24 protein-coding genes and 4 pseudogenes are annotated in these 24,397 nt (G+C 68.0%); 11 read left to right on the plus strand and 17 right to left on the minus strand.

Features of this window, described 5'->3' with window-relative positions; genetic code table 11:
• Positions 1-18 precede the first annotated feature (18 nt).
• Positions 19-996 carry an aldo/keto reductase gene (locus AC07AG_RS05020; RefSeq protein ID WP_478751898.1) on the minus strand — a complete coding sequence of 326 codons (978 nt, stop codon included), beginning with the start codon at positions 994-996 and terminating at the stop codon, positions 19-21.
• Positions 997-1,209: 213 nt separating this feature from the next.
• Here AC07AG_RS05020 and AC07AG_RS05025 point away from each other — a divergent pair, with 213 nt between their 5' ends.
• Entirely contained in the window at positions 1,210-2,121 is a 912-nt protein-coding gene (locus tag AC07AG_RS05025) for a helix-turn-helix transcriptional regulator (RefSeq protein WP_478751900.1), read from the plus strand.
• A 27-nt stretch (positions 2,122-2,148) separates the two neighbouring features.
• On the opposite strand, the pseudogene AC07AG_RS05030 reads toward AC07AG_RS05025, so the two are convergent.
• From AC07AG_RS05030 to AC07AG_RS05085, 12 genes and pseudogenes are all read right to left on the minus strand, one after another.
• Positions 2,149-2,298 (minus strand): annotated as a pseudogene (locus tag AC07AG_RS05030) (transcriptional regulator); the annotation flags it as partial.
• 13 nt (positions 2,299-2,311) lie between these two features.
• Positions 2,312-2,979: pseudogene (locus AC07AG_RS05035) on the minus strand (transposase family protein).
• A gap of 124 nt (positions 2,980-3,103) precedes the next feature.
• The gene (locus AC07AG_RS05040) at positions 3,104-4,477 is read right to left on the minus strand and encodes a tryptophanase (RefSeq protein ID WP_478751901.1); all 1,374 of its coding nucleotides are present in this window, start codon (positions 4,475-4,477) and stop codon (positions 3,104-3,106) included.
• Positions 4,450-5,706 (minus strand): tryptophan dimethylallyltransferase family protein, encoded by a 1,257-nt coding sequence (locus tag AC07AG_RS05045; protein ID WP_478751903.1) that lies wholly within the window; start codon positions 5,704-5,706, stop codon positions 4,450-4,452. Before AC07AG_RS05045 ends, AC07AG_RS05040 begins: the two co-directional genes overlap by 28 nt.
• A 348-nt stretch (positions 5,707-6,054) precedes the next feature.
• A complete protein-coding gene (locus AC07AG_RS05050; RefSeq protein WP_478751905.1) occupies positions 6,055-7,407 on the minus strand; it encodes a cytochrome P450 in 1,353 nt (450 codons plus the stop codon).
• On the minus strand, positions 7,404-8,009 hold the full coding sequence (locus tag AC07AG_RS05055) for a GTP-binding protein (RefSeq protein WP_478751907.1): 606 nt from the start codon (positions 8,007-8,009) through the stop codon (positions 7,404-7,406). The genes AC07AG_RS05050 and AC07AG_RS05055 overlap by 4 nt, the downstream gene beginning before the upstream one ends.
• Positions 7,984-8,373: a DUF742 domain-containing protein gene (locus AC07AG_RS05060; RefSeq protein WP_371749952.1), complete on the minus strand. Its 390-nt coding sequence runs from the start codon at positions 8,371-8,373 to the stop codon at positions 7,984-7,986. The genes AC07AG_RS05055 and AC07AG_RS05060 overlap by 26 nt, the downstream gene beginning before the upstream one ends.
• Positions 8,370-8,768 carry a roadblock/LC7 domain-containing protein gene (locus AC07AG_RS05065; protein WP_371749953.1) on the minus strand — a complete coding sequence of 133 codons (399 nt, stop codon included), beginning with the start codon at positions 8,766-8,768 and terminating at the stop codon, positions 8,370-8,372. Before AC07AG_RS05065 ends, AC07AG_RS05060 begins: the two co-directional genes overlap by 4 nt.
• Complete coding sequence (locus tag AC07AG_RS05070; RefSeq protein ID WP_478751909.1) at positions 8,765-9,964, minus strand: ATP-binding protein; 1,200 nt, start codon at positions 9,962-9,964, stop codon at positions 8,765-8,767. Before AC07AG_RS05070 ends, AC07AG_RS05065 begins: the two co-directional genes overlap by 4 nt.
• 719 nt (positions 9,965-10,683) lie before the next feature.
• Positions 10,684-10,896 (minus strand): hypothetical protein, encoded by a 213-nt coding sequence (locus tag AC07AG_RS05075; protein WP_478751911.1) that lies wholly within the window; start codon positions 10,894-10,896, stop codon positions 10,684-10,686.
• Positions 10,897-11,131: 235 nt separating this feature from the next.
• Entirely contained in the window at positions 11,132-11,995 is an 864-nt protein-coding gene (locus tag AC07AG_RS05080) for an SCO6745 family protein (RefSeq protein ID WP_478751913.1), read from the minus strand.
• Positions 11,996-12,053: 58 nt separating this feature from the next.
• Positions 12,054-12,758, minus strand: coding sequence for a GntR family transcriptional regulator (locus AC07AG_RS05085; RefSeq protein ID WP_478751915.1), 705 nt, complete (start codon positions 12,756-12,758; stop codon positions 12,054-12,056).
• 161 nt (positions 12,759-12,919) lie between these two features.
• Here AC07AG_RS05085 and AC07AG_RS05090 point away from each other — a divergent pair, with 161 nt between their 5' ends.
• The 3 genes and pseudogenes from AC07AG_RS05090 to AC07AG_RS05100 form a co-directional block, all read left to right on the plus strand.
• Positions 12,920-13,459, plus strand: a complete 540-nt coding sequence (locus AC07AG_RS05090) for a YbhB/YbcL family Raf kinase inhibitor-like protein (RefSeq protein WP_478751917.1) — start codon at positions 12,920-12,922, stop codon at positions 13,457-13,459.
• 104 nt (positions 13,460-13,563) lie between these two features.
• Entirely contained in the window at positions 13,564-13,686 is a 123-nt protein-coding gene (locus AC07AG_RS05095; protein WP_478751919.1) for a hypothetical protein, read from the plus strand.
• 76 nt (positions 13,687-13,762) lie between these two features.
• Positions 13,763-13,945 (plus strand): annotated as a pseudogene (locus tag AC07AG_RS05100) (IS5/IS1182 family transposase); the annotation flags it as partial.
• 264 nt (positions 13,946-14,209) lie between these two features.
• Here the strand turns inward: AC07AG_RS05100 and AC07AG_RS05105 are convergent.
• A complete protein-coding gene (locus AC07AG_RS05105) occupies positions 14,210-14,443 on the minus strand; it encodes a hypothetical protein (RefSeq protein WP_478751921.1) in 234 nt (77 codons plus the stop codon).
• Positions 14,444-14,633: 190 nt separating this feature from the next.
• On the opposite strand from AC07AG_RS05105, the gene AC07AG_RS05110 reads away from it, so the two are divergent.
• Positions 14,634-16,655 (plus strand): NACHT domain-containing protein, encoded by a 2,022-nt coding sequence (locus AC07AG_RS05110; RefSeq protein WP_478751923.1) that lies wholly within the window; start codon positions 14,634-14,636, stop codon positions 16,653-16,655.
• A 622-nt stretch (positions 16,656-17,277) separates the two neighbouring features.
• On the opposite strand, the gene AC07AG_RS05115 is transcribed toward AC07AG_RS05110, so the two are convergent.
• Positions 17,278-18,141 (minus strand): helix-turn-helix domain-containing protein, encoded by an 864-nt coding sequence (locus AC07AG_RS05115; protein WP_478751925.1) that lies wholly within the window; start codon positions 18,139-18,141, stop codon positions 17,278-17,280.
• Between the two features lie 158 nt (positions 18,142-18,299).
• Here AC07AG_RS05115 and AC07AG_RS05120 point away from each other — a divergent pair, with 158 nt between their 5' ends.
• The 3 genes from AC07AG_RS05120 (at position 18,300) to AC07AG_RS05130 (ending at position 20,003) form a co-directional block, all read left to right on the plus strand.
• A complete protein-coding gene (locus AC07AG_RS05120) occupies positions 18,300-18,623 on the plus strand; it encodes a carboxymuconolactone decarboxylase family protein (RefSeq protein ID WP_478751926.1) in 324 nt (107 codons plus the stop codon).
• 91 nt (positions 18,624-18,714) lie between these two features.
• Entirely contained in the window at positions 18,715-19,149 is a 435-nt protein-coding gene (locus AC07AG_RS05125) for a cupin domain-containing protein (protein WP_478751928.1), read from the plus strand.
• A complete protein-coding gene (locus AC07AG_RS05130; RefSeq protein ID WP_478751930.1) occupies positions 19,146-20,003 on the plus strand; it encodes an aldo/keto reductase in 858 nt (285 codons plus the stop codon). Before AC07AG_RS05125 ends, AC07AG_RS05130 begins: the two co-directional genes overlap by 4 nt.
• Before the next feature lie 322 nt (positions 20,004-20,325).
• Here the strand turns inward: AC07AG_RS05130 and AC07AG_RS05135 are convergent, their stop codons facing one another.
• Positions 20,326-20,826, minus strand: coding sequence for a MarR family winged helix-turn-helix transcriptional regulator (locus tag AC07AG_RS05135; RefSeq protein WP_478751931.1), 501 nt, complete (start codon positions 20,824-20,826; stop codon positions 20,326-20,328).
• Between the two features lie 90 nt (positions 20,827-20,916).
• Here AC07AG_RS05135 and AC07AG_RS05140 point away from each other — a divergent pair, with 90 nt between their 5' ends.
• From AC07AG_RS05140 to AC07AG_RS05150, 3 genes and pseudogenes are all read left to right on the plus strand, one after another.
• Positions 20,917-21,366, plus strand: coding sequence for an SgcJ/EcaC family oxidoreductase (locus tag AC07AG_RS05140; RefSeq protein WP_478751932.1), 450 nt, complete (start codon positions 20,917-20,919; stop codon positions 21,364-21,366).
• 434 nt (positions 21,367-21,800) lie between these two features.
• Positions 21,801-22,268, plus strand: coding sequence for a hypothetical protein (locus tag AC07AG_RS05145; protein ID WP_478751934.1), 468 nt, complete (start codon positions 21,801-21,803; stop codon positions 22,266-22,268).
• 87 nt (positions 22,269-22,355) lie between these two features.
• Positions 22,356-23,277: pseudogene (locus AC07AG_RS05150) on the plus strand (IS630 family transposase); the annotation flags it as partial.
• Between the two features lie 73 nt (positions 23,278-23,350).
• Here AC07AG_RS05150 and AC07AG_RS05155 read toward each other — a convergent pair.
• Positions 23,351-23,728 carry a nuclear transport factor 2 family protein gene (locus AC07AG_RS05155; RefSeq protein ID WP_053663874.1) on the minus strand — a complete coding sequence of 126 codons (378 nt, stop codon included), beginning with the start codon at positions 23,726-23,728 and terminating at the stop codon, positions 23,351-23,353.
• Positions 23,729-24,397 lie beyond the last annotated feature (669 nt).

Consider the following 24,397-nt stretch of genomic DNA (forward strand, 5'->3'; position numbering starts at 1 on the left):
CTCCGGCGGGTGCGGGGGTCAGCGCTCCAGCATCCGGGCCTGGGCCTCGGTGTGGGTGGCGCCGGAGGCCGGCGGGAGGGCGGTCAGTGTCGCGATCTGCTGTGGGGTGAGGGTGACGGTGTCGGCGGCGGTGTTCTCCTCCACCCGGGACACGCGTTTGGTGCCGGGGATCGGGGCGATGTCGTCGCCCTGGGCGAGCAGCCAGGCCAGCGCCACCTGCCCTGGCGTCGCGCCGACCTCGTCGGCCAGGGCCTTGACCTGATCGGCGAGGGCCAGGTTGCGCTGGAAGTTCTCGCCGGTGAAGCGCGGGTTGTCGCGGCGGAAGTCGTTCTCGTCGAACTGGTCGGCGGAGCGCACCGTGCCGGTCAGCATTCCGCGGCCCAGCGGGGAGAACGGCACCAGGCCGATGTGCAGCTCCCGCAGCACCGGCAGCACCCGCTCTTCGATCCCGCGCGTGAACAGCGAGTACTCCGACTGCACCGCAGTGACCGGCTGGACGGCGTGCGCGCGGCGGATCGTGTCCGGGCCCGCCTCCGAGAGGCCGAAGGCACGCACCTTCCCCTCGGCGATCAGCTCCTTCACGGCGCCGACGGTCTCCTCGATCGGCGTGTTCGGGTCGACGCGGTGCTGGTAGTACAGGTCGATGTGATCGGTGCCGAGCCGGTTCAGCGAGCCTTCGACAGCCGTGCGGATGTTCGCCGGGGAGGAGTCCGGGTTCCACACGCCGTCGCCGCCGTGCGAGACCAGGCCGAACTTCGTGGCCAGGACCACCTGGTCCCGGCGCCCCTTCAGCGCCCGGCCGAGCAGCTCCTCGTTGGTATAGGGACCGTAGATCTCGGCGGTGTCGATCAGGGTGACGTCCAGCTCCAGCGCCCGGTGCACGGTCCGGATCGACTCCGCATCGTCAGAGCCGGAGCCGGTGTAGCCGTGGGACATGCCCATCGCGCCCAGACCGATCCGGGAAACCTCCAGGTCACGCAGCTTGATGTACCGCATCTCGCCCTTCTTCCGCGTCGCCGGTGCCCAGCCCCTTTTAACTCTCGCCCGGCCGAGCAGGTCGCGCCTGCCCGGCGAAAGGCAGGGCCGGGGTGTCTTGCTCCTCCACCTTCGCCTGGATGACGCGCGCGCGGCAGGGCGGGCTCTTCGGGGGTAATGACAGGGCCCCCCTCGCCGCTGCGCGGCGGGCGGACGGCGGGTGAGACTGGGGTCATGGCATCGACGAGCGCACACAGCGAGGGCGCCGAGCTGGGCCGCTACCTGCGCGCCCGCCGCACCCAGACCAGCCCCGAGCATGTCGGCCTCACGCCCGGCGCCGGCACCCGCCGCACCCCGGGACTGCGCCGCGAGGAGCTGGCCACGCTGGCCGGGATCAGCATCGACTACTACGTTCGCCTGGAACGGGGGAAAGAGACCCGCCCCAGCCCTGCCGTCCTCGACTCCCTCGCCCGCGCCCTGCGCCTGGACAATCAGGAGCACCAGCATCTGCGCGAGCTCGCCGCCCGCGCCGCCCGCTACGTCGCCGAACCGCCGCCCGCGCCCAGCCGTACCGTTCGCCCCCACCTCAAGCTGCTGCTGGAGTCCCTGCGCCCCAACCCGGCCTATGTGATCAGCCGCAGCATGGACATGCTGGCCTGGAATCCCGGCGGTCTCGCCCTGTACGCGGGACTTGAGGACTGGCCCGCCAAGCACCGCAACCTCGCCCGCTACCTCTTCCTCCACCCCGCCGCCCGTGATCTCTTCCCCGACTGGGACCGCCAGATCACCGCCTGCGTCGCCCGCCTGCGCGCCACCGCCGGCACCGCACCCGATGCGCCGGATCTGACCAACCTCGTCGGCGAACTCCTGCTGAAGAGCCCGGACTTCGCGGGCCTGTGGGAGCGCTACGAGGTGACAGGACGCAAACCCGCCCACAAGACGTTCCAGCACCCGCTGGTCGGAGCCCTCACCCTGACCTCGCAGTCCCTCAACGTCGAGGGCACGCCGGGCCAGCGCATCGGCGTCTACATCGCCGAACCGGGGACGCCGGACCACGACGCCCTGCTCCTGCTCGACATTGCCGCTCCCCGCCCGGTGCACAGCCCGGCTCCCGGATCGAAGACACCGGGAGCTCCCTCCTCGTAGGACAGCCGCGCCATGCCGCACGCGCGCCTACGTGGCGGTCGAGGGCCGGGCGTGGCCGGCGGCCCATGACGTGAGGATGCGTAGGCCGTGGTGGGTGGGCGATCCGACTTCTGCGGTCCATACGGCGAGTTGCTGGTCGGGGTCGGTGCTGGCGGTGAGGGTGTCCCAGTCCGGTGAGGCTTTTTCATCCTCACGTTGGTGTTTGGTGAAGGACGAAGACGGTCTTCACGATGTCGGTGGTCCGGGTCGTGCTGCGGTGTAGTTTCCGCAGGTGGCGCCAGCCCTTCAGGGTGGCCGTGGCTTGTTCGTCGATGCAGCGGATCTTTGCGTGGGTGGTGTTGTGGCGTCGCCTCCACTGCTTGGGCCGGCGGCCTCGGAACGGTACGCGGACGGGGTGTCCGGCACCTTGGTACGCCTTGTCTGACCAGCACTTGAGCCCCTCGGCCGCGAGCGCGTCGACGATTCCGTGGCGTCGGGCTGCCGTCAGGTCGTGGGTCGAGTCGGGCAGGGCGGGCGAGGCCCACAGCAGACGGCCGAACGGATCGGTCAGGACCTGGACGTTCATGCCGTGGCGTTCGTGTCCATGGCCTCGGCCAGGGTGGGAGCGAGGGCGGACAGGAGGTCGACGGCCTCGCGTATGTAGCGGTAGACCGTCGCGATACCGGCACCGAATCCGGCGCCGAGCCGGGCGTAAGTGTCACCGCACCGCAGATGAGCCAGGACGAGCAGGGCCTGGCGCCCGGCTGCCGGACGTCGCCATCGAGTGCCGATCTCGCGCCGCCGCGCGGCCAGTTGCCCTGCTCGTTCAGTCAGCCCGTCCAACACGTGGTCAACGTGGCCAACTTGAGAAGGGCTCATTGCCGACCGCTGTCGTTGGCGCGAGATCCACCGGTAGGGGTCCCGAGCATGCCCGTTGACCACAAGAAGTGGGAGCCGGCGCTGCCGGTCCCACTCTTGCGCGACGCGACGTGTCGAGTAGAGATCAGCCGCCGGACTGCACGGGCTCCAGCTTGATGCTGAAATGGCGAAGGATCGGCGACTGACCCACGATGCGGTAGCCCTGCACCGATTCGGGGTTCTTGGCTATGTCGGCCAGGGTGGCGGCGACATGGTCGTAGTGGCTGCGGGTGTAGACCCGGCGGGGGAGTGCCAGCCGCACGAGTTCATAAGGTGCGGTCTTGATGGAGTTGCCTTGTTCGTCCTCTTCCCCGAGGTACAGGCTGCCCAGCTCCGCCGAGCGGATGCCTCCGCGCAGGTAGAGCTCACAGACCAGTGCGGTGCCCGGGTACTGGTGCGGGGGGATGTGGGGCAACAGCCGCCCGGCGTTGACGTAGAGGGCGTGCAGGCCTGCCGGCTCCACGATGTCGACTCCGGCCTCGCGGATGCGCGCGGCGAGGTAGGCGGCTATGTCGGCGCGTTCGGCGAGGTAGGCCGATTCGGTGACTTCCACCAGTCCGCGGGCCATCATGTCGAGGTCACGGCCGGCCAGGCCGCCGTAGGTGGTGAAGCCCTCGGTGGCGATGAGCAGGCCCGCGCACTTCTCGGCGAGTTCAGGGTCCTTGAGACCGATGAAGCCGCCGATGTGGACGATGCCGTCCTTCTTCGCGCTCATGACGCAGCCGTCCGCAAGGCGGAAGGCTTCCTCGGCGACCTGCCGGGGGGTGCGGTTGGCGTAGCCGGGCTCGCGCTGGACTACCAGCCAGGCGTTCTCCGCGAAACGCGCGGCGTCCAGGATCATGGGGACGTCGTGGCGGCGGCACAGTTCGGCGGTCCGGTAAAGGTTCTCCATGCTGACCGGCTGGCCACCGCCACCATTGTTGGTGATGGTCATCAGTACGGCCGCCACGGGCGTTTGATGCGCGTTCTCCAACGCCTGCTCAAGGGCGATCAGGTCGATGTTGCCCTTGAACGGGTAATCGCTGTCGAGGTCCTTCGCCTCGGCGCAGGGCAAGTCGTAGGCCTGGCAGCCGGTCAGTTCGACGTTGGCGCGGGTGGTGTCGAAGTGGGTGTTGGACAGCACGCTCGTGCCGGGCTTGAGCAGGGCGGAGAACAGGATGCGCTCGGCGGCGCGGCCCTGGTGTGTCGGCAGGATGTGGGGATATCCGGTGAGTTCGGAGACGACCTCGTGCCACCGGTAGTAGCTGCGGCTGCCGGCGTAGGACTCGTCGCCGTGCATGCCCGCGGCGAGCTGGTCCGCGGAGATGGCACCGGTCCCCGAGTCGCTCAGCAGGTCGATGGTGACCTCGTCGGCACGCAGATCGAAGGGGTTGTAGGCGACCCGCTTCAGCGCGGCCTCGCGCTCCGCTCGGGTGGTGAACGCGATCGGTTCTACAACTTTGATGCGATACGGTTCCACGAGACTTCCTTTGGTGCAGTGTGCGGGATGGCATGACCGGCGGCCTGGCGACCGGAGTTCGGAGCGCTCTGGGTGCGTTGTGCAGCTAACAGGCCGACTTGCGCGTACTGCTCTGCCGGCGCCCTGGTCAGATAGGCCTCAGAGGACAGATAGGCCGTGATGCGGGGCTGCCGGTTTCGCTCGTACACCAGAGCGAGGTAGGCGATCAGCCCCGCACCGTCGGTGAGCTGTCGCTGTGTCAGAGCGCGCAGGCTCCGGCGCAGGACCGTGGGATCCATGTCGAACCGGGTCAGCAGGGCGGTTGCCCGGTCGAGGGCCTCCTCGTCGTCGCGCACGTAGTCACGGACGGGGATGTGGAGCGTGAAGCCGCTGGGGTCGCTGTCGCCTTCGGTGAAGGAATGGCAGGTGAGCGCGGACCGCCGCAGCAGGCGCGGCGTACCGTCCCCTTGCTGCCCGGATTCCGGGAGGGGTCCTGCGGCCGTGTGGAAGAAGTGGCGGATGTCTGCCGCTGCGGCCCCGGAGGCATGGCTGAGCGCGCAGGCGTCGTCGGCCGACATACGCGGGTGCTGCACGTAGACCTTGACGCGAGGTGACTCCCAGGAGCCCAGGTCCAGTGCGAGGAACGGATAGCCCGCCGCGGGGGGAAGCTGCGCGAAGGCCTTGTCGTAGCCAAGTCGGCGCAACGCCTCTTGCACGGTGTGCGCAGCGTGCTCGGGTCCGGCGGCGGAGGGGTTCAGATAGACCTTGACGCCGGGGACCCCTCCCGCGCGCAGATCGAGCGCGTACCACAGTGACAGCGGCCCCTCGGCCGTAGCGGGGAGGAACAAGTCGTGCAGGGCGTCGAGTTGATCGGTGGAAAAGTTCCAGCGGGCGGCCATCGCGTGGATGGCCTCGAGACCGGCGCGGCCGCTGGCGCCCATGTCCTCGTGGGTCCATCCGGGCTCCACGAGCACCCGTAGTGCCGGGGCGGCGTCCGACGTGCAGGCCAGGGAGAACTCGACGGGGGTGTGGTCGTCGGAGAGGAAGCTGGGCGACGCCGGGGGCAGAGACAACGGTCGCCGGACGCAGTCCGCGAGGGAGTCGAGCAGGACCTGCCCGTACAGCGCGGTGTCCGCCTCACTCAGGCCCACCGCGGCGCCCAGGCGCTGTAGTTGACCCAGCACGTGATCGCCGAGCGTGGCCTCACCGGGTTCGTCTGCCGGTATGCCCGCCTCCGGCAGGGGCATCATCGCGTTCCTCGCACGGCACGGCGCAAGAAGCGTCTGTACGGCGCGGAGGTACGGGGACGTGCTGCGCCGACGAGGCGGGAGACGAGGGCCGATCCGTCGTAAGCCGCGGGTATTCGGCCCTGCGCCTTTTCGGGGTCGTCGCACCCGCACGAGTTCCTGCTGCTGGATGTGGTGCGCCGTTGGCCCGGCCGGTTGCCTGCGGAACGGGGCGCGGAGGTTGCGAGGTTCACTGCCTCTCCTTCATCTCGTGTCACTCCAGACACTCCGCGCTGTCCTACCCCAGCAGTTGATCTTTCATGCAGGCTACAACAACTGCCCGTGTCGCCTGCATCACAGGGGGTGCACCGGCTACTGGCCCGTCAGCCACCTCACGAAGCTGCTCCAGCGCGCCGGCTTGCCGGTGGCCTGCGGCTCCGCGGGCGCGGGCGTGGGCGCCAGGGGAGGGTGTGCCTGGTGGCGAGGGGACGAGGACGTCGGCTCAGGCGCGGCCGCGGGGCGCGGGGTGACCGCACCGAAGCGGACGGGCAGGCCGGCCAGAGCTCGGTTGAAGGGGCCGGGCCGCCAGACGAGGCTGTCCGCGGGGACCGCGAGTTCAACGTCCGGCAGCGCGTTGAACAGAGCCTCCAGGCCGGTCAGGGCGATGAGCCTGGCCGGTTCCTTGGACGGGCAGGCGTGCGGGCCTGCGCTCCAGGCCAGGTGACCGCGGGTGTCGGCCCCCTGGTCCGCGAGCGCCGTATTGGCGGCACCGAAGGACACCAGGACCAGCTCACCGGCGCGGACCTTGTCGCCGGCCACGTCTGTGTCGGAGACCGGGTAGTGCGGCGCGTAGTTGGACATGGGCGCGTTGCGCCACAGGGTGTCATCCAGGGCCTTGTCGAACTGCCCGTTGCGCGCGTACTCCTCAACGGTCAGCATCGTGTAGAAGGCGTTGCCGATGAGGTTGCCTTCCGGCTCGCCGCCCGCGCCGAGGAGCAGCACCAGCGTGTGCGCCAGTTCCTCGTCGGTCAGCTGTGCCGGGTGCTGCATCAGGTAGGACGTGATGTCCTCCCCGGGATGGACGCGCTTGAGCGCCACCAGCTCGCCCACCGCCTGGAGCAGGACCTGGCTGGCCTGCTCGGCATTGACGCCGTCGAACATGCCGGAGATGCCGAACAGGACCCGGTCGCCGATCTCCGCCGGGCAGCCGAAGAGTTCGTTGAAGACGTACAGGGGGAGCTGTTGCGCGTAGTCCCTGAGAAGGTCGGCACTGCCGCGAGCGCTGAACTGGTTGATGAGGAACTGGGCGGCCTGGTTGACGATGCGGCTCAGCCGGCTGTTGCTGACGCGGGCGAAGCTCTCGGTGATGGCCTGCCGCAGTCGCACGTGCTCGGCGCCGTCGGTGAACATGCAGTTCGGCCGGTAGGCCAGCAACGGCAGGACCGGGCTGTCAGGGCGGATGAGGCCCTCGTTCAGCGCACGCCAGCGGCGCGCGTCCTTGCGGAAGGTAGTGGGATCCTGCAACAGCCCAAGAGCCGCGTTGTAGTCGGTCACCAGGGTCGCCTCCACGCCGGGCGCGATGGTGACCGGCGCCGTGGGGCCGAGCTGGTGCATGTAACGGTAGTACGCGTGCGGGTTGGCGGCGAACTCCGGGGTGTCAAGGGATATGCGCTGCCCGCTGCCGTGTGCGGGGCAGCCGGGCGGAGGTACGGGAGGGGTTGTCATGCGTGCTCCAGGGCGGCGCGCTCTTGCAGATAGCGGACCATGGTGATCAGGGCGTTGACGGACGACGCTTTGTCGCGCGCGTCGATGGTGACGACCGGGGTGTCGGGCAGCAGGTCGAGCGCATCCCGGACTGCTTCGGGGGTGTGCACCGCGCTGCCGTCGAACTGGTTGAGGGCCACGGCGAAGTCGAGGCCGTAGCTCTCGACCAGATCCATGACCTCGAAACTGTCGGCCAGCCGCTCGGGGTCCACCAGGACCAGGGCGCCCAGCGCTCCGCGGGCCATGTCGTCCCACAGATTGACGAACCGCTGCTGGCCCGGTGACCCGAACAGATACAGCACGATGCGCTCGCTGAGGGTCAGGCGACCGAAGTCCAGGGCGACCGTGGTCGTGGTCTTCCCCTGCACTCCCTTGAGGTCGTCGACTCTCTCCGAGAGGCTCGTCATCTGCTCCTCGGTGGACAGCGGCGCGATCTCGGAGAGCGAGCCGATCAGAGTGGTCTTGCCGACGGCGAAGTGCCCGACGACCAGGATTTTCACCGCAGTCTGCTGTGCACCGCTGCGCACGTAGGCGTCCTCAGACAGAGAGAGCCTTGAGACCATCGAGCACCTCCTGAAGCAAGGCCTTGTTGGCGAGACGAGCCGAGGGCACCGGCGCACGGGTGACCAGATAGCCCCCCTCGGCGAGGGAACTGAGCAGCACCTTGACGACACCCAGAGGCAGCTGAGAATGGGCGGCGATCTCAGCGACCGAGAGGTAGCCGCTGGAGCACATCTCCAGGATCTGCTGCTCCTCGGGCGAGAGCCGCTGGGGACGCTGCTGATCATCGGTGGATGACGTGACGAGAGTGATGAGGGCGAACGCGCCCTCGTCGAGCAGGTCACGCCCACGGGTGATGACATAGGGCCGGACTAATTCTCCGGCCTCGGACACGAGCTCGGGCTCTGAACGGTCCGGATCCGTCATGAGATGACCGTGTCGGTGCGGCGGCCGGTCGACATGGCCTTGCCCAGTCGGCTGACCAGCTGCTGCATCCGATACGTGATGTCTCCCATGTCGACCTCGGCGGACGCGGCCACGGCGAGGTAGGAGCCACCTCCTGCGGCATTGAGGAACACCCAGCCACCGTCGAACTCGATGAGCGTCTGGCGCCAGGTCGTGCCGTCGTCACCACAGAAGAATCCGACGGACCGGCTGAGCGACTGCAGTCCGCTCACGGCGGCGGCCACCTTGTCGGCGTCGTCCCGGCCGATCTCCGCGGTGCGGGACATCTGCAGGCCGTCAGCAGAGATCAGGACCGCGTGCAGGGCATGGGGAATCGCCAGCGCGTCCTCGAGCATCCAGGACAGGTCGTCGCTCACGGGGCATCGAATCCTTCGTGTGTATCGGCAGGAGTGTCGCGTTCGGCGGCCGGTACCCCCGCACTTCGGCCGCTGAGAGTGCCGCGCTGAAATGCGCCCATGGCCGCCACCCGTGCCTCCGCCGACCGGGCCGGCGGCGCAGTCGCTTCATCGGGCTGGTTGTCCGGCACGAGTGCCATGGCGCGGCGCTTGTTCTGTCGCCGGGGCAGGTCGCCCGCTGTCGTCGCGGGAGCCGAACCGCTTTCCCCTGTACCTGCGTTGGCCCCTTGCGTTGCGGCGGGCCTCACGGGTTCCGGCATGTCGGTCAGCAACTCCTTCGGCACCATCACCACCGCTCGGACGCCGCCGTAGGGAGAAGTGCTGTCGATGGTGACCGTGAACCCGAAGCGCGCACACAGCGCACCGATCACCGCGAAACCGAACGCGGGAGGATTGCCGAGTTCGGCGACGCTCACCGCGGACCCACTGGACAGCAGAGCTGTGGCGGCCGTCTTCTCTTCCTCGCTCATCCCGACGCCTGCATCGTCGATCACGATGCACATGCCCTTGGGCACCGTCCGCACTTCGACGTCGACCATGGAGGACGGCGCCGAATAGCTGGTGGCGTTGTCGAGCAGTTCGGCCACCGTCAGCGCGACCGGCTCGACGGCGCGGCTGGTCACCGCGATGTCCACCCGCGAGGCGATGTCGATGCGCTGGTAGTGCCGGATACGGCCCTGAGCTGCGCGGATCACGTCGTAGATGGATGCCGCATCCCGCTGTCGGCCGAGCCACCCGCCGCAGAGCACGGCAATGGACTGTGCACGCCGGTTGAACTGCGAGTTCATGTGGTCGACGTCCAGCAGATCTCGCAGCACGGCCGAATCGCCGTACTTCTTCTGCAGCCCGGAGATGGCCCGCTGCTGTTCCGCCGCGAGGCCCTGAAGGGTCTGCATCGCAGACTTCAGTACGGTGTTGGTGGCGTTCTCCGCCTCTTCCTTTGCCTGTCGGACCACCTCGTCGTAGCCCCTGCGGAGCTCTGCGATGGTGGATTGGAGGTCTGCGTGGCTGCCCTGAAGTTCGGTCAGATCGCTTTCGAGTCCCCGCTTCTGACGGCGCAACGACTCACTCGTTTTTCGCTGGCGAACGACCACCATGGTGGCGACAGGGACGCCGGCAGCAAGCGCCCAGACCGTCGGATCCTGCAAAATTGTCATGTGACTCTCTTTGAGCGGCTGGAGTCCAGCTCTCGGAATCTATCCATGCGGACTCTCGACGTGGGCAGCCTTCACCACCCGGAGAGCCCCCTGGCTGTAGCCAAGCCGAGGAAAAAGTCCACGTGGCATGTGCCCGAGATTGTAACACCAAAGGATCATGACACTTTGTCAAGTACGCCACGCCGTAGCCGCGTTGGCGAAAAAGTCATGCTTAGGTCAGTGAAGAAGATGTGAGCGCGACGTGGAGACTCGCAGCAGCCGACCGCGCACTGAGTCGCCCAGCAGTGAGCGGTTTCCAACCTCACGCTGAGGTGTGGTGAAGGGCGAGGACGAAGATGGGCTTCACCACTTCCTCGGCCCGGCGGTAGGAGAGCCGGGCCCGGCCGGTCTCCGGGCATACGTCGAGCGTCGGCGTTTCGGCCGGGGCTTTGCGGTCGGTGAGGAACAGAGGGCCGCGGGTCCGGCGGGGCGATGAGGCGGGGCAGGAGCCGGGCGCTGCCGGACTGCCAGTGCATCCACTCGGTCGCCGCCCCGCCCTTGGCGGTGGTCTTCCCGCGTTTGTTCCGCGGGTGCAGGTCTTCCACGTTCAGGCACAGCGCCTCATCGGCCCGCGCGGCGGACGCGCACCAGCCGAACGCCTTGCGGGCGATGGGCAGCACCCGGTTGACGGTGTCGGCGTCCATCTCGTCCGCCCGCGCCGCCGCCAGTTCGGCCAGCACCTACGGGAGTGCCGGGGCGTCAATCGCGGTGACGGGGGAGACGGGCGGCTTCGCGCCCCGGCGGGCGGGCCTGGTCGACGCCGGTTCATCGGCGAGCATCCCCCCCCCGGTCGCCAGCGAGATCCGGTGGATCAGCGCGGAGGACTTAGCGATGCCCATGTCGGTGAGGTACCGCTCGTCCGCCGCGGTGTACGACGCAGGAGGGGCGGACATGGGTAGGATGCGGGCGCGCGGCAACTGCAACGCGCTCCCGCCACCGAGTTCGGTCACCGGTTCGATCGTCCCGCCCGTCCTGCCCGTCCCGCCCTTCCGGCACTGCCGCAGTAAAACCGGCGTTTACCGCGGTGCGCCACCAGCCGTCGCAGCAACTGCAGAACCGAACGTCACGTAGCGCGGCACGCCACCTGGCCGTAGCTACTACGAGGGTGCGGGCTCCCGGCTCCGGCCCTCAGCCCTTGCCGAAGTGCACCGCGGGGAAGGCGCCCGCTGCTCTGAGGGTTCCGGAGAAGCCGCCGGCCAGTTCGGTGAGGCGCGCGGTGGCTGCCGGGCCGAGGTGGTCGTACGGGGCGGCGTCGAGGCGGTCGGTGAGCATCTCGGCCTCGCCGCGCAGGGTCGCGCCCGTCTGCGTGAGGTTGCCTGCTTCGTCCAGCAGGCCGCGCTCGCGCAACTGGTCCCGGGTGGCGGCCCATTGCTGCGCGGACCACCCGCGGGTGCGCATGAACAGTGCTGATGTCGGGGCCTTGCCGGTGGCGTTGTGCAGGACCAGCGCCTCGATGCCGGACAGGCCGGCGACCGCCAGGGCGGCGAGGTGCCCGTCACCCCGGTGTTCGCGCAGCAGCGTCGCGGCGTGCCACAGGGCCAGGTGCGGTTCTTCGGGTACAGGGAGGTCGGCGTTGGCGGCGTAGAGCGGCCGTGCCTCTCGGCGGCAGGCTTCGGTGGCGTGCAGCGCCAGTTCGGCCGCCTCGGTCATTTCCGTGGACGTGAGGGTCTCCTTCCCGAGCATCCGCTGCAGCGTTCGGTCCGCGCCGCGGAGCCGTGCCGTGAGCACCGCCTCCGGCGTGGTGACGGTCCACGCGGCGGGGATGTACCGCTGCACATGCTCGTGGTTGAAGTTGTAGAACGTCGCTGTGACGGTGCCCGCATCGACGGCCCCGAGCGGTGCCGCGCGGCTGGCGAGGTAGACCATGGCTCCGCGCTCCAGCCCGAGCGCCGCGAGTTCGTCCGCCGGCTCCGGCGCGAAGTACACGGCTGTGTGCAGGGGGCTGATGGCGTTGTGGCAGTGGCGGCCTGTGCTCGCCTCGAAAGTGGTCATGCTGGGGCTCCGGTGTCGGTGATCATGTGTGGTCGTGCGGCCAGGTGGGCGAGGCGCATCAGGCTTCGCCCGTGGGTTCGTGGTGGGAGGACTCGGTCAGTCCGGCCGCGGTCTGGGTGAGGTGCTGGGTCAGGACCTCAGCCGCGGTGTCGGCGTCACGGGCGAGTGCGGCCTCCTCCAGTCGGCGATGTTCCAGGGCGCCGTCCCGGTCGGGGTTGCGGTGCGCCGACCAGCGGCGGGCCAGTTCGCTCGCGGTCCACAGCCGGTCGAAGGTCTCCAGCAGGACGAGGTTGCCGCACCCCTCCAGCAGGGTGCGGTGGAAGGTTCGGTGGGCTTCGGCCCATGCGTTGCTGTAGTGCTCGCCCTCCTGCGGTGCGTACGCCGGGGTGCGGGCCAGCCGGTGGTGGGCGGCTCGTACGCGGGCTTCCCAGTCGACGTCGCCGCGTTCGACGGACAGGCGCAGCATGACCGGTTCGATGGTCCGGCGGGCCTCCGCGACCTCCTGCCAGCGGCGGTCGGAGAAGGCCGGGACGGCGAAGCCGCGGTTGGGCAGCCGGTCGGCGAGGCCCTCGCCGACCACCCGCACGAGCGCCTCGCGGACGACGGCCAGGCTCACGCCCTGTTCTTTGGCGAGGTCCTGGGGCTTGAGGGCGTCACCGGGGGCGTGGTCCCCGCGCATGATCGCGTCCCGCAGGTGTGTGTAGACCTGCTCGGAGAGCATCTGTTTCCCCGCCGAGGGCGAGGTGTGGGTCTTCTGAGGCATGCCTACACAATAGACGATCGAGACGATAATCGATTATCGATGTTATGGTCGATCGCAGTGGTGAGTGAAACGACGGCGGTGCCTCCTGGGCCCCTGCGGCGGGACCGTCGGCCGTACCACCGCCACCCCACAGCACTGCACGGCATGAAAGGAACGACGCCATGAGCGCCAACGACCCCTTCGCCCGCCTCCCCGAGGCGGCCTCATTCACCGTTGTCAGCGCCACCGTCACAGACGGCGCTGCCTGGCCGATCGAGCAGTACTCCGGCCTCTCCGGCGTTCCCGGCGGGAAGGACGTCTCCCCGCAACTGTCCTGGAGCGGCGCCCCGGAAGGCACCAGGAGCTACGCCATCACCGTCTACGACCCCGACGCCCCCACCGGCTCCGGGTTCTGGCACTGGGCGGTCGCCGACATCCCCGCCACCGTCACCGAACTGCCCGAAGGTGCCGGCGACGACACCGGCTCGGGCCTGCCCGAGACCGCCTTCCAGCTGCCCAACGACGCCCGCGCGGCCCGCTTCATCGGCGCCGCTCCGCCGGCCGGACACGGCCCGCACCGCTACTTCACTGTGGTGCACGCCCTCGACGTCGACACCATCGGCGTCCCCGCCGACGCCACCCCCGCCGCCCTCGGCTTCACCATGGCCGGCCACATCCTCGGCCGCGCGGTCCTGACCGCCACCGCCGAGACTTCCGCCTGACAAACAGCCATGAGACCGGCCGTGCGTAATCGGGTGCGGATGCCCGTAACACGGCCGCCCTATACGACCTGCGTAAATCGGCGGATTACTCCGCCGAGTAGATCGTGACGGGTGACCTTGCCGCCTGGGTCTCCTGGGTCTGGGAGCGGTCGCAGCGGTACCGCTTGGTCGAGGGCGCGGTGTGGGCGACGGGCATTGCCGAACTGGCGTTGCTGGCCGCGAGTTGAACAGTCCTGCGCAACGACGAAGCTCCTGGTAGACGGGTTCTCGACCAAGATCACCCATGTCTGCCAGGAGCTTCGCGTGCTTGTCCACTCGTCCTCGATTGATCTGTCCAGCCGCACCTTGCGGTTCCTGACCGGGCAACTCGCAGCCAGGCGGCAGGAGATCGGGACACGCTGGCGGCGCCTTCCCGCGGCACGTCAGACCCTGCTCGCTCTGGCTCATCTGAGGTGCGGTGACACCTACGCCCATAGGGCGCCGGGCGTCACCGCTGTGCACGGGCTGTTCCCTGGACGTGGCCGCTGGACGGGTGAGGCCAGCCCTCTTGGCGTGTTGCGGCGGGCAGGAGGGGGTCGAGCAGCGGCGCCGCAGGCGGGGCGGAGGTGGTGAAGTGCGGGTGGAGGCTGCGGACGGCGTGTTCGTAGATGTGGGGCGGGATCGGATGTCGGTGCTCGATGTGGGCGTCGAGGCGGGCGTCGAAGTTCCAGAACCAGTCCGGTAGCGGGTGGCGAGAGGATCGGCGGCCGGTCACTTCTCGTACAGGCGGGTGCGGGCCCGGGTGAAGGGGGTGGGGCTTCTCAGGTAGGCCGTGGAGACGACGCTGGGGCGCGGGAGCTGGTGGTAGACGCAGGTGGTCTCGCCGGGGAATTCGCACCGGTAGCCGAGTGTGCGGCGCAGGGCCAGCCACAGGTCCCAGTCCTCGCAGTGCGTCATCTCCTCGTCGAACGGTAGGGTCGTGGCGGCGAAGTTCCGGGCGACCATGCCCGATCAACGCCGGCCGGGCAGTTTCTTCGAAACCCGGCTCGGTTGGCGGCAGTTGTAGCACCATCGCCTCATGCCGACCGGGGGAGCACAGCGAGATCGCGGCCGGCGCGGGGCGCTGGGAGCAGTCGCTGGCTGTGCGGTGTTGTCCTTGGCAGTGACATGGCGTGCCGGGCAGGCGTCACCGGACGTGGCCACGGTCGTTGCCCTGCCCTGGGCTATTTTTGGTGTGTGGCTGGCTCTTCGGGCCTGGCAGCGCACGCCTGAGGTGGATGTGGACAGGCTCGCGCAGGCTCTGGCGCAGGAATCGAAGTTGAGGTGCGGGGAACAACACCGGCAGCTGCTGGGTGAGCGGGCCCTGCTCATTGCTCCAATTGATCTTGCGTTTGATGTTGAAGGTGAACGCGGGACGATGATTCCGGTCGCCGGTCACGGGTGCATGAGCAGCATCACCGCGTTCTATCAGACCCTGCGCTCGCGCCAGTTGGTGATCACAGGGTCCCCGGGTGCGGGCAAGACCTTCATGGCCATCGAGCTCGTTTTGGGCTTGCTCACGTGCGATGACCGCAGCGCAGCCGATCCGGTCCCCGTCCGTCTCACCCTCACGGACTGGGACACCGAGACCGACTTCGGTACATGGCTCGCCCAGCGCATCGCCGCCGAGTACCGCGTTCCCCTGCACGGTGCGCGGGAGCTGGTCGCCGCGCGCCGCGTCATCCCCATCCTGGACGGGCTTGACGAAATGGATGCGGCAGCCGACCCGCACGCCGCCACTCCGCGTGCCATCGCAGCCGTCGAGGCGCTCAACTGCTATCTCGACGGTAAGAACGGGGCGCCGTTCGTGGTCACGTGCCGCTCCCAGCGCTACCGCGCGCTCGTCGCCGCCGGCCATGGCCTCTGCGAAGCCGACCGGATCCAGATATCACCGGTCACCGCCGGCCAGGCCCTGACCTATCTTTCCGAGCGGCGCAGGCATACGGCACGGCCGGACCCGTGGCCGGCACTTTTGAACACGTTGACCGCGGACGCGCCGCCGCCGAACTGGCTGTCCACGCCATGGCGGCTCACCATGGTTTCGACGGTGTACGCGCGAAACGGGGACCCCTGCGAATTGCTTGCCCGACACCGCGAGGGCGGCGTGGACGAGTATTTGCTGAACTTGTACGTTCCAGAGGCTGTCGCCCTGCACCCCTGCGCGCGGCAGGGCCGATACAGCGCGCAGGACACCGCCCGCTGGCTGACACACCTGGCCCGCTATCTCCATCAGAGCGGGAAACAGTCCATCGTCCTTTACGAACTGTGGGGCCTGAGCCGAGGAGGGAAGGCGCAAGCGCTCGCCGGCCTGGTGGGCATGGTCCTGGGGGCGCTGACGCTCCTGCTGCTCTTTTCCAGCGATCGCTCTGCCAATGCATACCTGGCTCATCGCTATGACATCCCCATCGCGGCCCTTGCAGGCGCCGGCCTGGGAGGATTCGCCGCATTCGATCCCTCAGGTCCTCGCGTGCTGCATTTCACGCGCGTCGGTCAACGATCTCAGGCCGTGGCGGCATGCAGAACGGCCCTGGGGTGGTGCCTGGTGGCGCTGATCGCCAATGCCTTGGCACTGGCCGCTTGCGTGTGGGCCTACGACCGCTGGCCGCTCCTGCATGAGGCGATACGACAGGAACTCGACGGCGCCGATTCGCCTCTGTGGCCCCACGGGGTGCTGCAGACAGTCGTCGGCCTCGTGCTGGGGGGTCCGCTGGTCGCCTTCCTGGCCGCGTGCCGCTACCTGCTCGTCAGCAGTGTGGCCGCCCGGGCGGGCAAGCGATTAACGGTGGCCGCCCTTCCGCGGTCCTCTTCCATAGAAGTGAGCGACCCGCGGGCGCCGTTGCGCCGTGTTTTGCTGACGGGAGCAGCTGTCCTGGCCGCTCTGGTTGCCCTCACCCTCCTGGCCGTCACCGTGTTCCCCCTCTGGGCCAGGCTCGCTGTGTGGCTGCCGCTCTACGTCCTGGGCTTGATAGCGCTGCCGGAATCCGCCCGCTGGTACGTGTGGTTTGTGACCTTCCGGTTGTGGGCGGGTGATCGACTACCCCTGCGGACCGGGGCGTTCTGCGACTGGGCATGCGAGACAGGACTGTTGCGTGTGTCCGGACACGCTTACGAATTTCGTCACCGTGAGCTGCAGGACTGGCTGGCGGCGCTGCCTGAACGGCCGCCGTCCGCTCACTGAAACACCAGCTGCGGGTCAAAATGCGGGCGCCGCAGGGCTGCGCCTCGGTGCCAACACCGCGTGCGCCTCAAGGGCGGGGCTGGGGCTGCGTGGCCGTGGAGCTTGTCCTTGCCCAGGTCCAGAGCGGCGAAAAGTGTTGAGGCGGAGACCCTAGGCATTATTGCTCTGGTCCACTGACCAGGCTCCGTGTACGTACCCGTGTCGCCTCTCCAGTAGAGGCCCAACTCGGGCGATGAGCGGCACCAACTCGGCGAGCTAGTTCTCGGTGACGTGGGGGTTCGCCTTGGCCAGATCCTTGATCAGCTTTGTCGCCGCTGACGCTGAGGCGCCCTGGACCCACAGGTGCGCGTACGAGCTCTCAGAAAGGCGCACCGCGACAAGCTGGAGCCGGAGCTCAAGGTCAGCCGCCGCACGGCCATGAGTCCCTAGAGCCCGTACAGTTCCATGCCTTTGTCTCGCAGGTAGTTGGTCATCCGGCTGAGTGTTACAGAGCAGAGGGCTTGGCCACCCGCGAATTCATGCTGCTGGTACAGCGAGATGTTCCAACGTGTGGAATACCAGCTGACTTGGCAGCGCGTGATGCGAAAAGAGTCCAGGTGAGCAGGCTCGTACGGGGGTCGGCTCACTGGATTGTGGGCGTGGGGTGGTGGTCGGAGGCCCAGGAGGCGAGGATGCGAAGCCCGTCGTGGGTGGGGGACCCGATTTCGGCGGTCCATACGACGAGTTGCTGGTCGGGGTCGGTGCTGGCGGTGAGGGTGTCCCAGTCCAGTGACAGTTCGCCGGCGACGGGGTGGAGGAGGGTCTTGGTGCCGACGCTGAGGGTGGCGACGTGGTGGGCGGCCCACCAGGTGCGGAAGTCCTCGTCCTGAACGCAGAGTTCACCGACCAAGGCGGTCAGCCGCGGGTCGTCAGGATATTTCGCCGCTTCCATTCGTAGCTGTGCAACAGCCATGCGGGCCACGCTTTTCCAGTCGGCGTAAAGATTTCGCATGGCCGGGTCAGCGAAAAGGATGCGCACATAGTTTCGGTGCTTTTCCGGAACGGCTGCGAAATCGGTGACCAGAGCGGCAGCGAGGGGGTTCCACGCGAGGACATCCATGCGGCGGCCCATGACGATGGCTGGGGTAGCCGTGAGGTCGTCCAAGAGGCGGCGCAGCTGCGGCTGGACCTTCTGACGGGCCCGGCGGCGCGGCTTGGCCGTCTCCTTTCCAGCCAAGCCAAACAGGTATCGGCGCTGGTCTTCGTCCAGGTCGAGGGCCTGGGCCACCGATTCGAGCACGGGGGCAGAGGCGGGCAGGCGGCCCTGCTCGAGGCGGGTGTAGTAGTCCGTTGAGATGGAGGACAGCTGCGCGACCTCTTCGCGGCGCAGGCCCGCCACCCGGCGCTTGCCGGCACTGTCAGGCAGGCCGACGTCCCGAGGGGTCAGCTCGGAGCGACGCGCCTTGAGGAACTCTCCCAGCTCGTGCGGATGCGGTGAGGAAGCCATATTTCCAGTGTGGCAGTGAATACGCCGACCATGAGGGGGAGGAATCCTTCCCAGGAAGCTTTCCTCCCAGGAAAACACTCTCCTCTGCACGTATGCAGGTATGCGTGTCAGCGTGGAATTCGGCATGACAGCAGGTCACCGAAAAGGGAGCGAAGATCATGACGGAGACGCAGTCCGCGGCACAGCAGGCCATCGGCGACATCACGCCCAAGCTGGCCGACCTCACCGACGAGGTGCTGTTCGGAGACGTGTGGGAGCGCGACGGTCTGTCCCCGCGCGACCGCAGCCTGATCACCGTCACTGCTCTCATCGCTCTGTACCGCTCCGACCAGCTCGGCTTCCATCTACAGCTCGCCCTGGACAACGGGCTGAGCAGGGATGAGTTGAGCGAGGCCATCACCCACCTGGCCTTCTACGCCGGATGGCCCAACGCGATGGGTGCCGCTGCCCAGCTCAAGGCGATCCTCGCCGACGCCGCATAGCCGCGGTACCGGTCCGGTCCAGCCGGCCGCGGCAAGCCCGCAGCGGCTGGGCAGCACCACCAGAACTGTAATGATCAAGGAGACATCCGATATGGCCACACAGGGATTCGAGCAGATCTTCCCGCTCGGCGAGACGAATGACGCCTACGCCGAGAACTTCATCGGGCAGAGCTACCTGGCTCCCTTGGCCGGGGGGAGCGTCCCGGTCAGCAATGTGTCGTTCGAGCCGGGCTGCCGAAACAACTGGCACATCCACCACGGGACTGGTGGCGGCGGGGATCAGATCCTGCTGTGCACGGCCGGCAGCGGCTGGTACCAGGCGGAAGGACAGGCCCCGGTGAGCATGGAACCGGGCACCACGGTTCGTGTCCCGGCGGGCACCAAGCACTGGCACGGCGCGAAAGCCGACGCGTGGTTCTCCCACGTCGCCTTCATCACGCCGGGAGAAAACGTGAGCAACGAGTGGCTGGAGCCGGTCACCGACGAGGTGTACGGCCGGCTGCCGAAAAGCGGAGAGAACGCATGAGCATCCTGAACGAGACCTACACCCTGTCCCACGGCGTCGAGATACCTAAGCTCGGCCTGGGCACGTGGTTCATCGACGAAGACCAGGCACCCGGCGTCGTGCGCGCGGCGATCGAGGCCGGCTACCGCAACATCGACACCGCGCAGGCGTACGGCAACGAGCACGGAGTGGGCGAAGGTATCCGCACCAGCGGTGTGGCGCGCGAAGATCTGTTCGTGTCGACGAAGCTGGCCGCCGAGATCAAGGACTACGACGCCGCGGCCGCGGCGATCGACGGATCGCTGGCGAAGCTGGACATCGGCTACGTCGACCTGATGCTGATCCATGCGCCGCAGCCGTGGGACGACTTTCGTGAAGGTGACTACACCGAGGGCAACCGCCAGGCGTGGCGCGCGCTGGAGGACGCCCACAAGGCGGGGAAGATCCGCGCGATCGGGGTGTCGAACTTCCTGCAGTCCGACCTGGACAACATCCTCGTCCACGGGAACGTGGCACCGCACGTGAACCAGGTGCTCCTGCACGCGGGGAACACCCCGGCCGAGCTGCTGGCCTTCTGCGAGGACCGCGACATCCTCGTGCAGGCGTACTCGCCGATCGCCCACGGCACGCTCCTCGACAGCCGCCGCATCACCGAGATCGCCGAGAAGTACGAGGTGAGCGTCCCACAGCTGTGCATCCGCTACGCCTTGCAGCTGGGCACCCAGCCGCTGCCGAAGACGGCGAATCCCGCCCATATGCGCGCCAACGCCGACGTCTACTTCGAGATCTCCGAAGCGGACATGGCCGAGCTGCGCACGCTGGACGAGCGGGACTACGGCGAGCACGCCGCCTTCCCCGTCTACAGCGGCAAGTAGCCCGCAACCTGGCCGGACGCCTCGCACCGTGTGCGGCCGGCCAGGTAGCACGCCACCGCCACGGGTGGCCACGCACGAACCGACGGAGCACCGACATGACGGACACGATGAAAGCACTGCTGCTGACTGCTGCCCTGTGCTGGGAGCCATTCCAGCAGCCGGACGACGGAACGAATTTCCTGCCGGATCCCGCAGGTGGCCCTGGGCTGGTGTGCGCGGTCTGCCGGTGCAGGCGGCGCAGCGGCTGCCAGCGCGCCCACCGCTCGACGATCCGCCAAGTCCAGCTGGCACCTGCCGGTTCTGACTCGGCGGCCCGCCACCCTCACGAGCGGCGGGCCGCAGCGCCTCCCTTGCGCTGACGACCGTGTGCTGCTGCGTCCCGGATCTCCTCGGTGGCCGCTCGGAAAGCAGGGGCGGCGTGAGCGAAGTAGTCGAAGAGAATGGCGCGTTGGTCTGGCGTGTATAGGTCGAGAACCTCGGCGATCTGGCGCCGGGCAGGCCCGATCACCTTCTCGATCTGGTCGAGTGAGTCGGCCACCGGCTCGACGATGACCTTGCGTCGATCATCCGGATCGGCGGCCCGGCGGACGAATCCGGCTCGCTCCAGGCGGTCGATCAGGCGAGTGGTCGCCCCGGTGGTGAGACCGGTGCGTGCGGCCAGTTCTCCCGAGGTGAGCGTGCCTTCCAAAGCGATCTGGCTGAGCGCATACCACTCGGAGGCGCTGAGCCCTACCGCTTCCGCCCCGGCCATGCCGTGGAGTCCCACTGCGTCGAGGTACTGACGGAAGGCCAAGTGCTCGTCTGCCGGCGTCGGGTCTGCCATGTCCCTGGGTGCCCCTTGCGTAAATAGCTGCACATGTGCAGATACTGTCTACCTGCAATATCTGTACCAGTGTAACTACCTGGAGAATCTATGCCCACCACGGACGACCGGAATGCCGTCACCACGGTGATCGCCTCACTCATCGACGCCTGGCGACGCCACGACGCCGACACGTACGGTGCGCAGTTCACGCAGGACGCCACCTACGTCACCTTCGTCGGCACGTATTACCAGGGCCGCCGCGACATCACCGACAGCCACCGCACGCTGTTCGCCAAATTCCTCAAGGGCACACAGCTCGCCGACGAGATCCTGGACGTCCGCTTCTACGGTCCGGACACCGCCGTGATCACCGGCCGCGGCGACAGCTACAAGGGCAGCAAGCCCAAGAAACTGACCAAGGTCCAGACCTACACCCTGGTCCGGGAGCAGGACGGCCAGTGGCGCATCGCGGCCTTCCATAACACCAAGCGCAAGCCGCTCATGGAGGCCATCTCCTTCAAGGCCGCGCCCGCTCTCGTCCCGGCATCCCAGAAGTGACCGGTGAAGCTGCAGAAAGCCCTCCATGGGCAGGCGTCAGCGCACTCACGCCGCTCTCATCAACCACTGACGCATCACCGACAGCGCGCAGCGTCACCACGCAGGGCATACCCCGGACAGCGGTTCGTCCCACGCCCAAATGTCATTTCTCGGCTCTGGCACAGATCTTGGGGAGTCGTCGCGGAGCGTCACCGCGGCGATTGCAAGGACCCAGACTCACGTGAGACGGCGTACGCCTTCCTGCCTTGCAGCAGGAAGTGACGCTCCGTCAGATCTGTGCTCGACTTCTCCGGTGACCGCGGTGAGCGGTGACGGTGCTGGTCATGCAGGCCGACGCAGGGTTCTGCAGCCAACCCTGATCACTTCAGCGAGTGTGGTGGGCTGAGAAGATCGCCGCGAGGCCACAGATTCCGTCGAGACCGCGAAGGACAGGGATGTCGAGGAGACTGCCCATAGGCCGGGCCGAGGAGCGACTTCAACATGAGCTGAGCCGTGGGCAGCAGCCCCTGGCCGAACTGGACTTGGACGAGGTGTGGCTCAGGTTCGTACGCTTCGGCTCCCAACGATTCGACACCGCGGACACGCCGGACGCTGATGGCCTTCTCTTCCAGTACGGGACTCACGCCTTCGAGGGACCACCCGTCTTCACGCTGGACCTTGCCCGGCAGTTCGAGATCAATGACGCTTCCGGCGAGCATGATCATTACATCCAGCTCCACTGCGAACTTCGATACGACCCCGTCCCTCAGCTTCGGGACCTGGGGCACTTCGAGTCCTGGTTCTTCTACGACACGGACGACGAACTCGACCGCTGGGCCGACGGCCTTGGCCGCCAAGAATTCTGGACAGTCATCCGCCACTCCCATCCCCAGCAGATCAGGATCTACCAAGAACAAGTGTGAGCTCAGCTGCGGAGCGATCTGCCCGATGACGCTCCGCGACGGCTCCCCAAGATCTGTGCCGGAGCCGGTTCTCGTGAACAAAGCCACTTCAACGAGATCGGCCTGGCCTGCTTGGCCCCTCAGCGGGCGGGGGGCGTCCCCGCCTGCTCACCCCTGGCGACAAGGACTTCGTCATCCTGACGGCCACCACCCGCCCCACCAGGCTCGGCCAGCCCTTCACCCGCTGGTCGATCCGCAAACTCGCCGCCTACCTGCGGGAAGTGCACGGACGTGTCATCCGCATCGGCCGTGAAGCCTTACGGTGCCTGCTCCGGCGCCGCGGCATCACCTTCCAGCGCACCAAGACATGGAAGGAATCGCCCGACCCTCATCGCGACGCCAAGCTCGACCGGATCGAGCAGGTTCTGGACCGCTTTCCGGACCAGGTCTTCGCCTTCGACGAGTTCGGGCCGTTGGGGATCCGGCCCACCGCAGGCTCCTGCTGGGCGAAGCGGGGCAAGCCAAACCGGCTGCCGGCGACCTACCCCGCCGCACCCACGGCGTCACCTACTTCCACGGCTGCTACTCCGTGGGCGACGACCGCCTGCGGGGCGTCAACCGCCACCGCAAGGGCACCGCCGACACCCTGGCCGCGCTCAAGTCGAGTCGTGCCGCCCGACCCGACGGCGCCCCGATCTACATCATCTTGGACAACCTCTCCGCCCACACCGGCCCCGACATCCGCCGCTGGGCGAAGAAGAACAAGGTCGAGCTGTGCTTCACCCCGACCTACGCATCCCTGGTCAACTCGATCGAGGCCCACTTCGGCCCGCTGCGGCAGTTCGCCCTGGCCAACTCCCACCACCGCAGCCACCCCACGCAAACCCAGGCACTGCACCGCTAGCTGCGCCGGCGCAACGCCAACGCCCGCAACCCCGACGTACTTGCTGCCCAACGTAAGGAACGCGCGCGCATCCGCAGCGAGAAGGGCATGCGCTGGGGCGGACGCCCCCTCAAAGCCGCAGCCTGACCGACCCGCGAACCGCAGCCCCGGAGTGCCGAAGGGGACAAGTTCACGAGAAGGACAGCGAGAGAAGGACGACTCAGGAGGCGGACGGCTTGATTTCCCCCGCGAAGACGATGACCTGGTCGATGAGGCTCCGCCGCAGATGGACGACGTCCGTTCCCGCCAGGCGGGGGCCTCCATCCGGCGTGGTGAAGACCCACTGGTACCGGGCCCACTCGTCAGGCATGTCCACCGCTGAGCAGCGCACCATCGTGCCGGTCCCCGCCGGGTGGCGCCGGATGTCCAGCACGAACCGCTCGACCGCCGCGATTCCTTCGCTGCGACCCAACGGCCCCCAGAAGACCACGTCTGAGGTCAGGGCCTGGGAAAGTAGGGCAGTCACATAGCTGTCGTCCGAGGCGTTGAACGCGGAGATGAACGTGTCGATCGCGGAGCGTGCCGTCTCTTCCTGCATGCCCCAGTAATACCAGCCGTTGCGTGTGCGCTCGTCCCGCGAGCCGCCTTCCGATCACACTGGACCATCCCGGTCGCAGCACCAGTGGGGGAGCGGGGCCGCTTCCATGTCCAGCGACGGTCGGGCCATGTGACGCCGCAAGATCCGACCCCACGCCTTCGTGCGGATGACCGAACTAGAACCGCGGAGTTGGTGGCCAATGGGGCAGCTGGTGGTGCGGGCGAACTCGGCGGAACGTACCTCAAGTTCGGCAAGCTCACAGCTGATGCTTCAAGATCTCGTGTGCTGCCGGCCGGAGGCCGACACACGCTCGCAGGGAGTGCGGCTGGGCTGTCACGACGACGGCAGAGCCCCGTCCGTCGGGTGACCGGGTGACCGGGGGGGGGCCACGCCGGTCTTCCTCCGGGGAGAGGGGACCGGGAACCCCAGGCGGGCATGCGCAGGACCAGTGTGGGGGTGCCCAGGGCGGAAGCGGGCTTCGGGCCTGCGTAGTTCTAACGTGGGAGCGTCGGGGCTGGAGGCAGAAGGAGTGCCTTCGTACGACGCATCGGACGCGCAACGGAGCACAGTTGCGGCGCCTGATCCTCCAACTCGTGGTCCACGTGGGGTGGTTGTTTTCGCGTCGTGTCGCCTTGAACGGGGGTGGGTACGGCTCGGGCAGCGACGGTT

The sequence above is a fragment of the Streptomyces sp. NPDC044044 genome, from assembly GCF_056434405.1.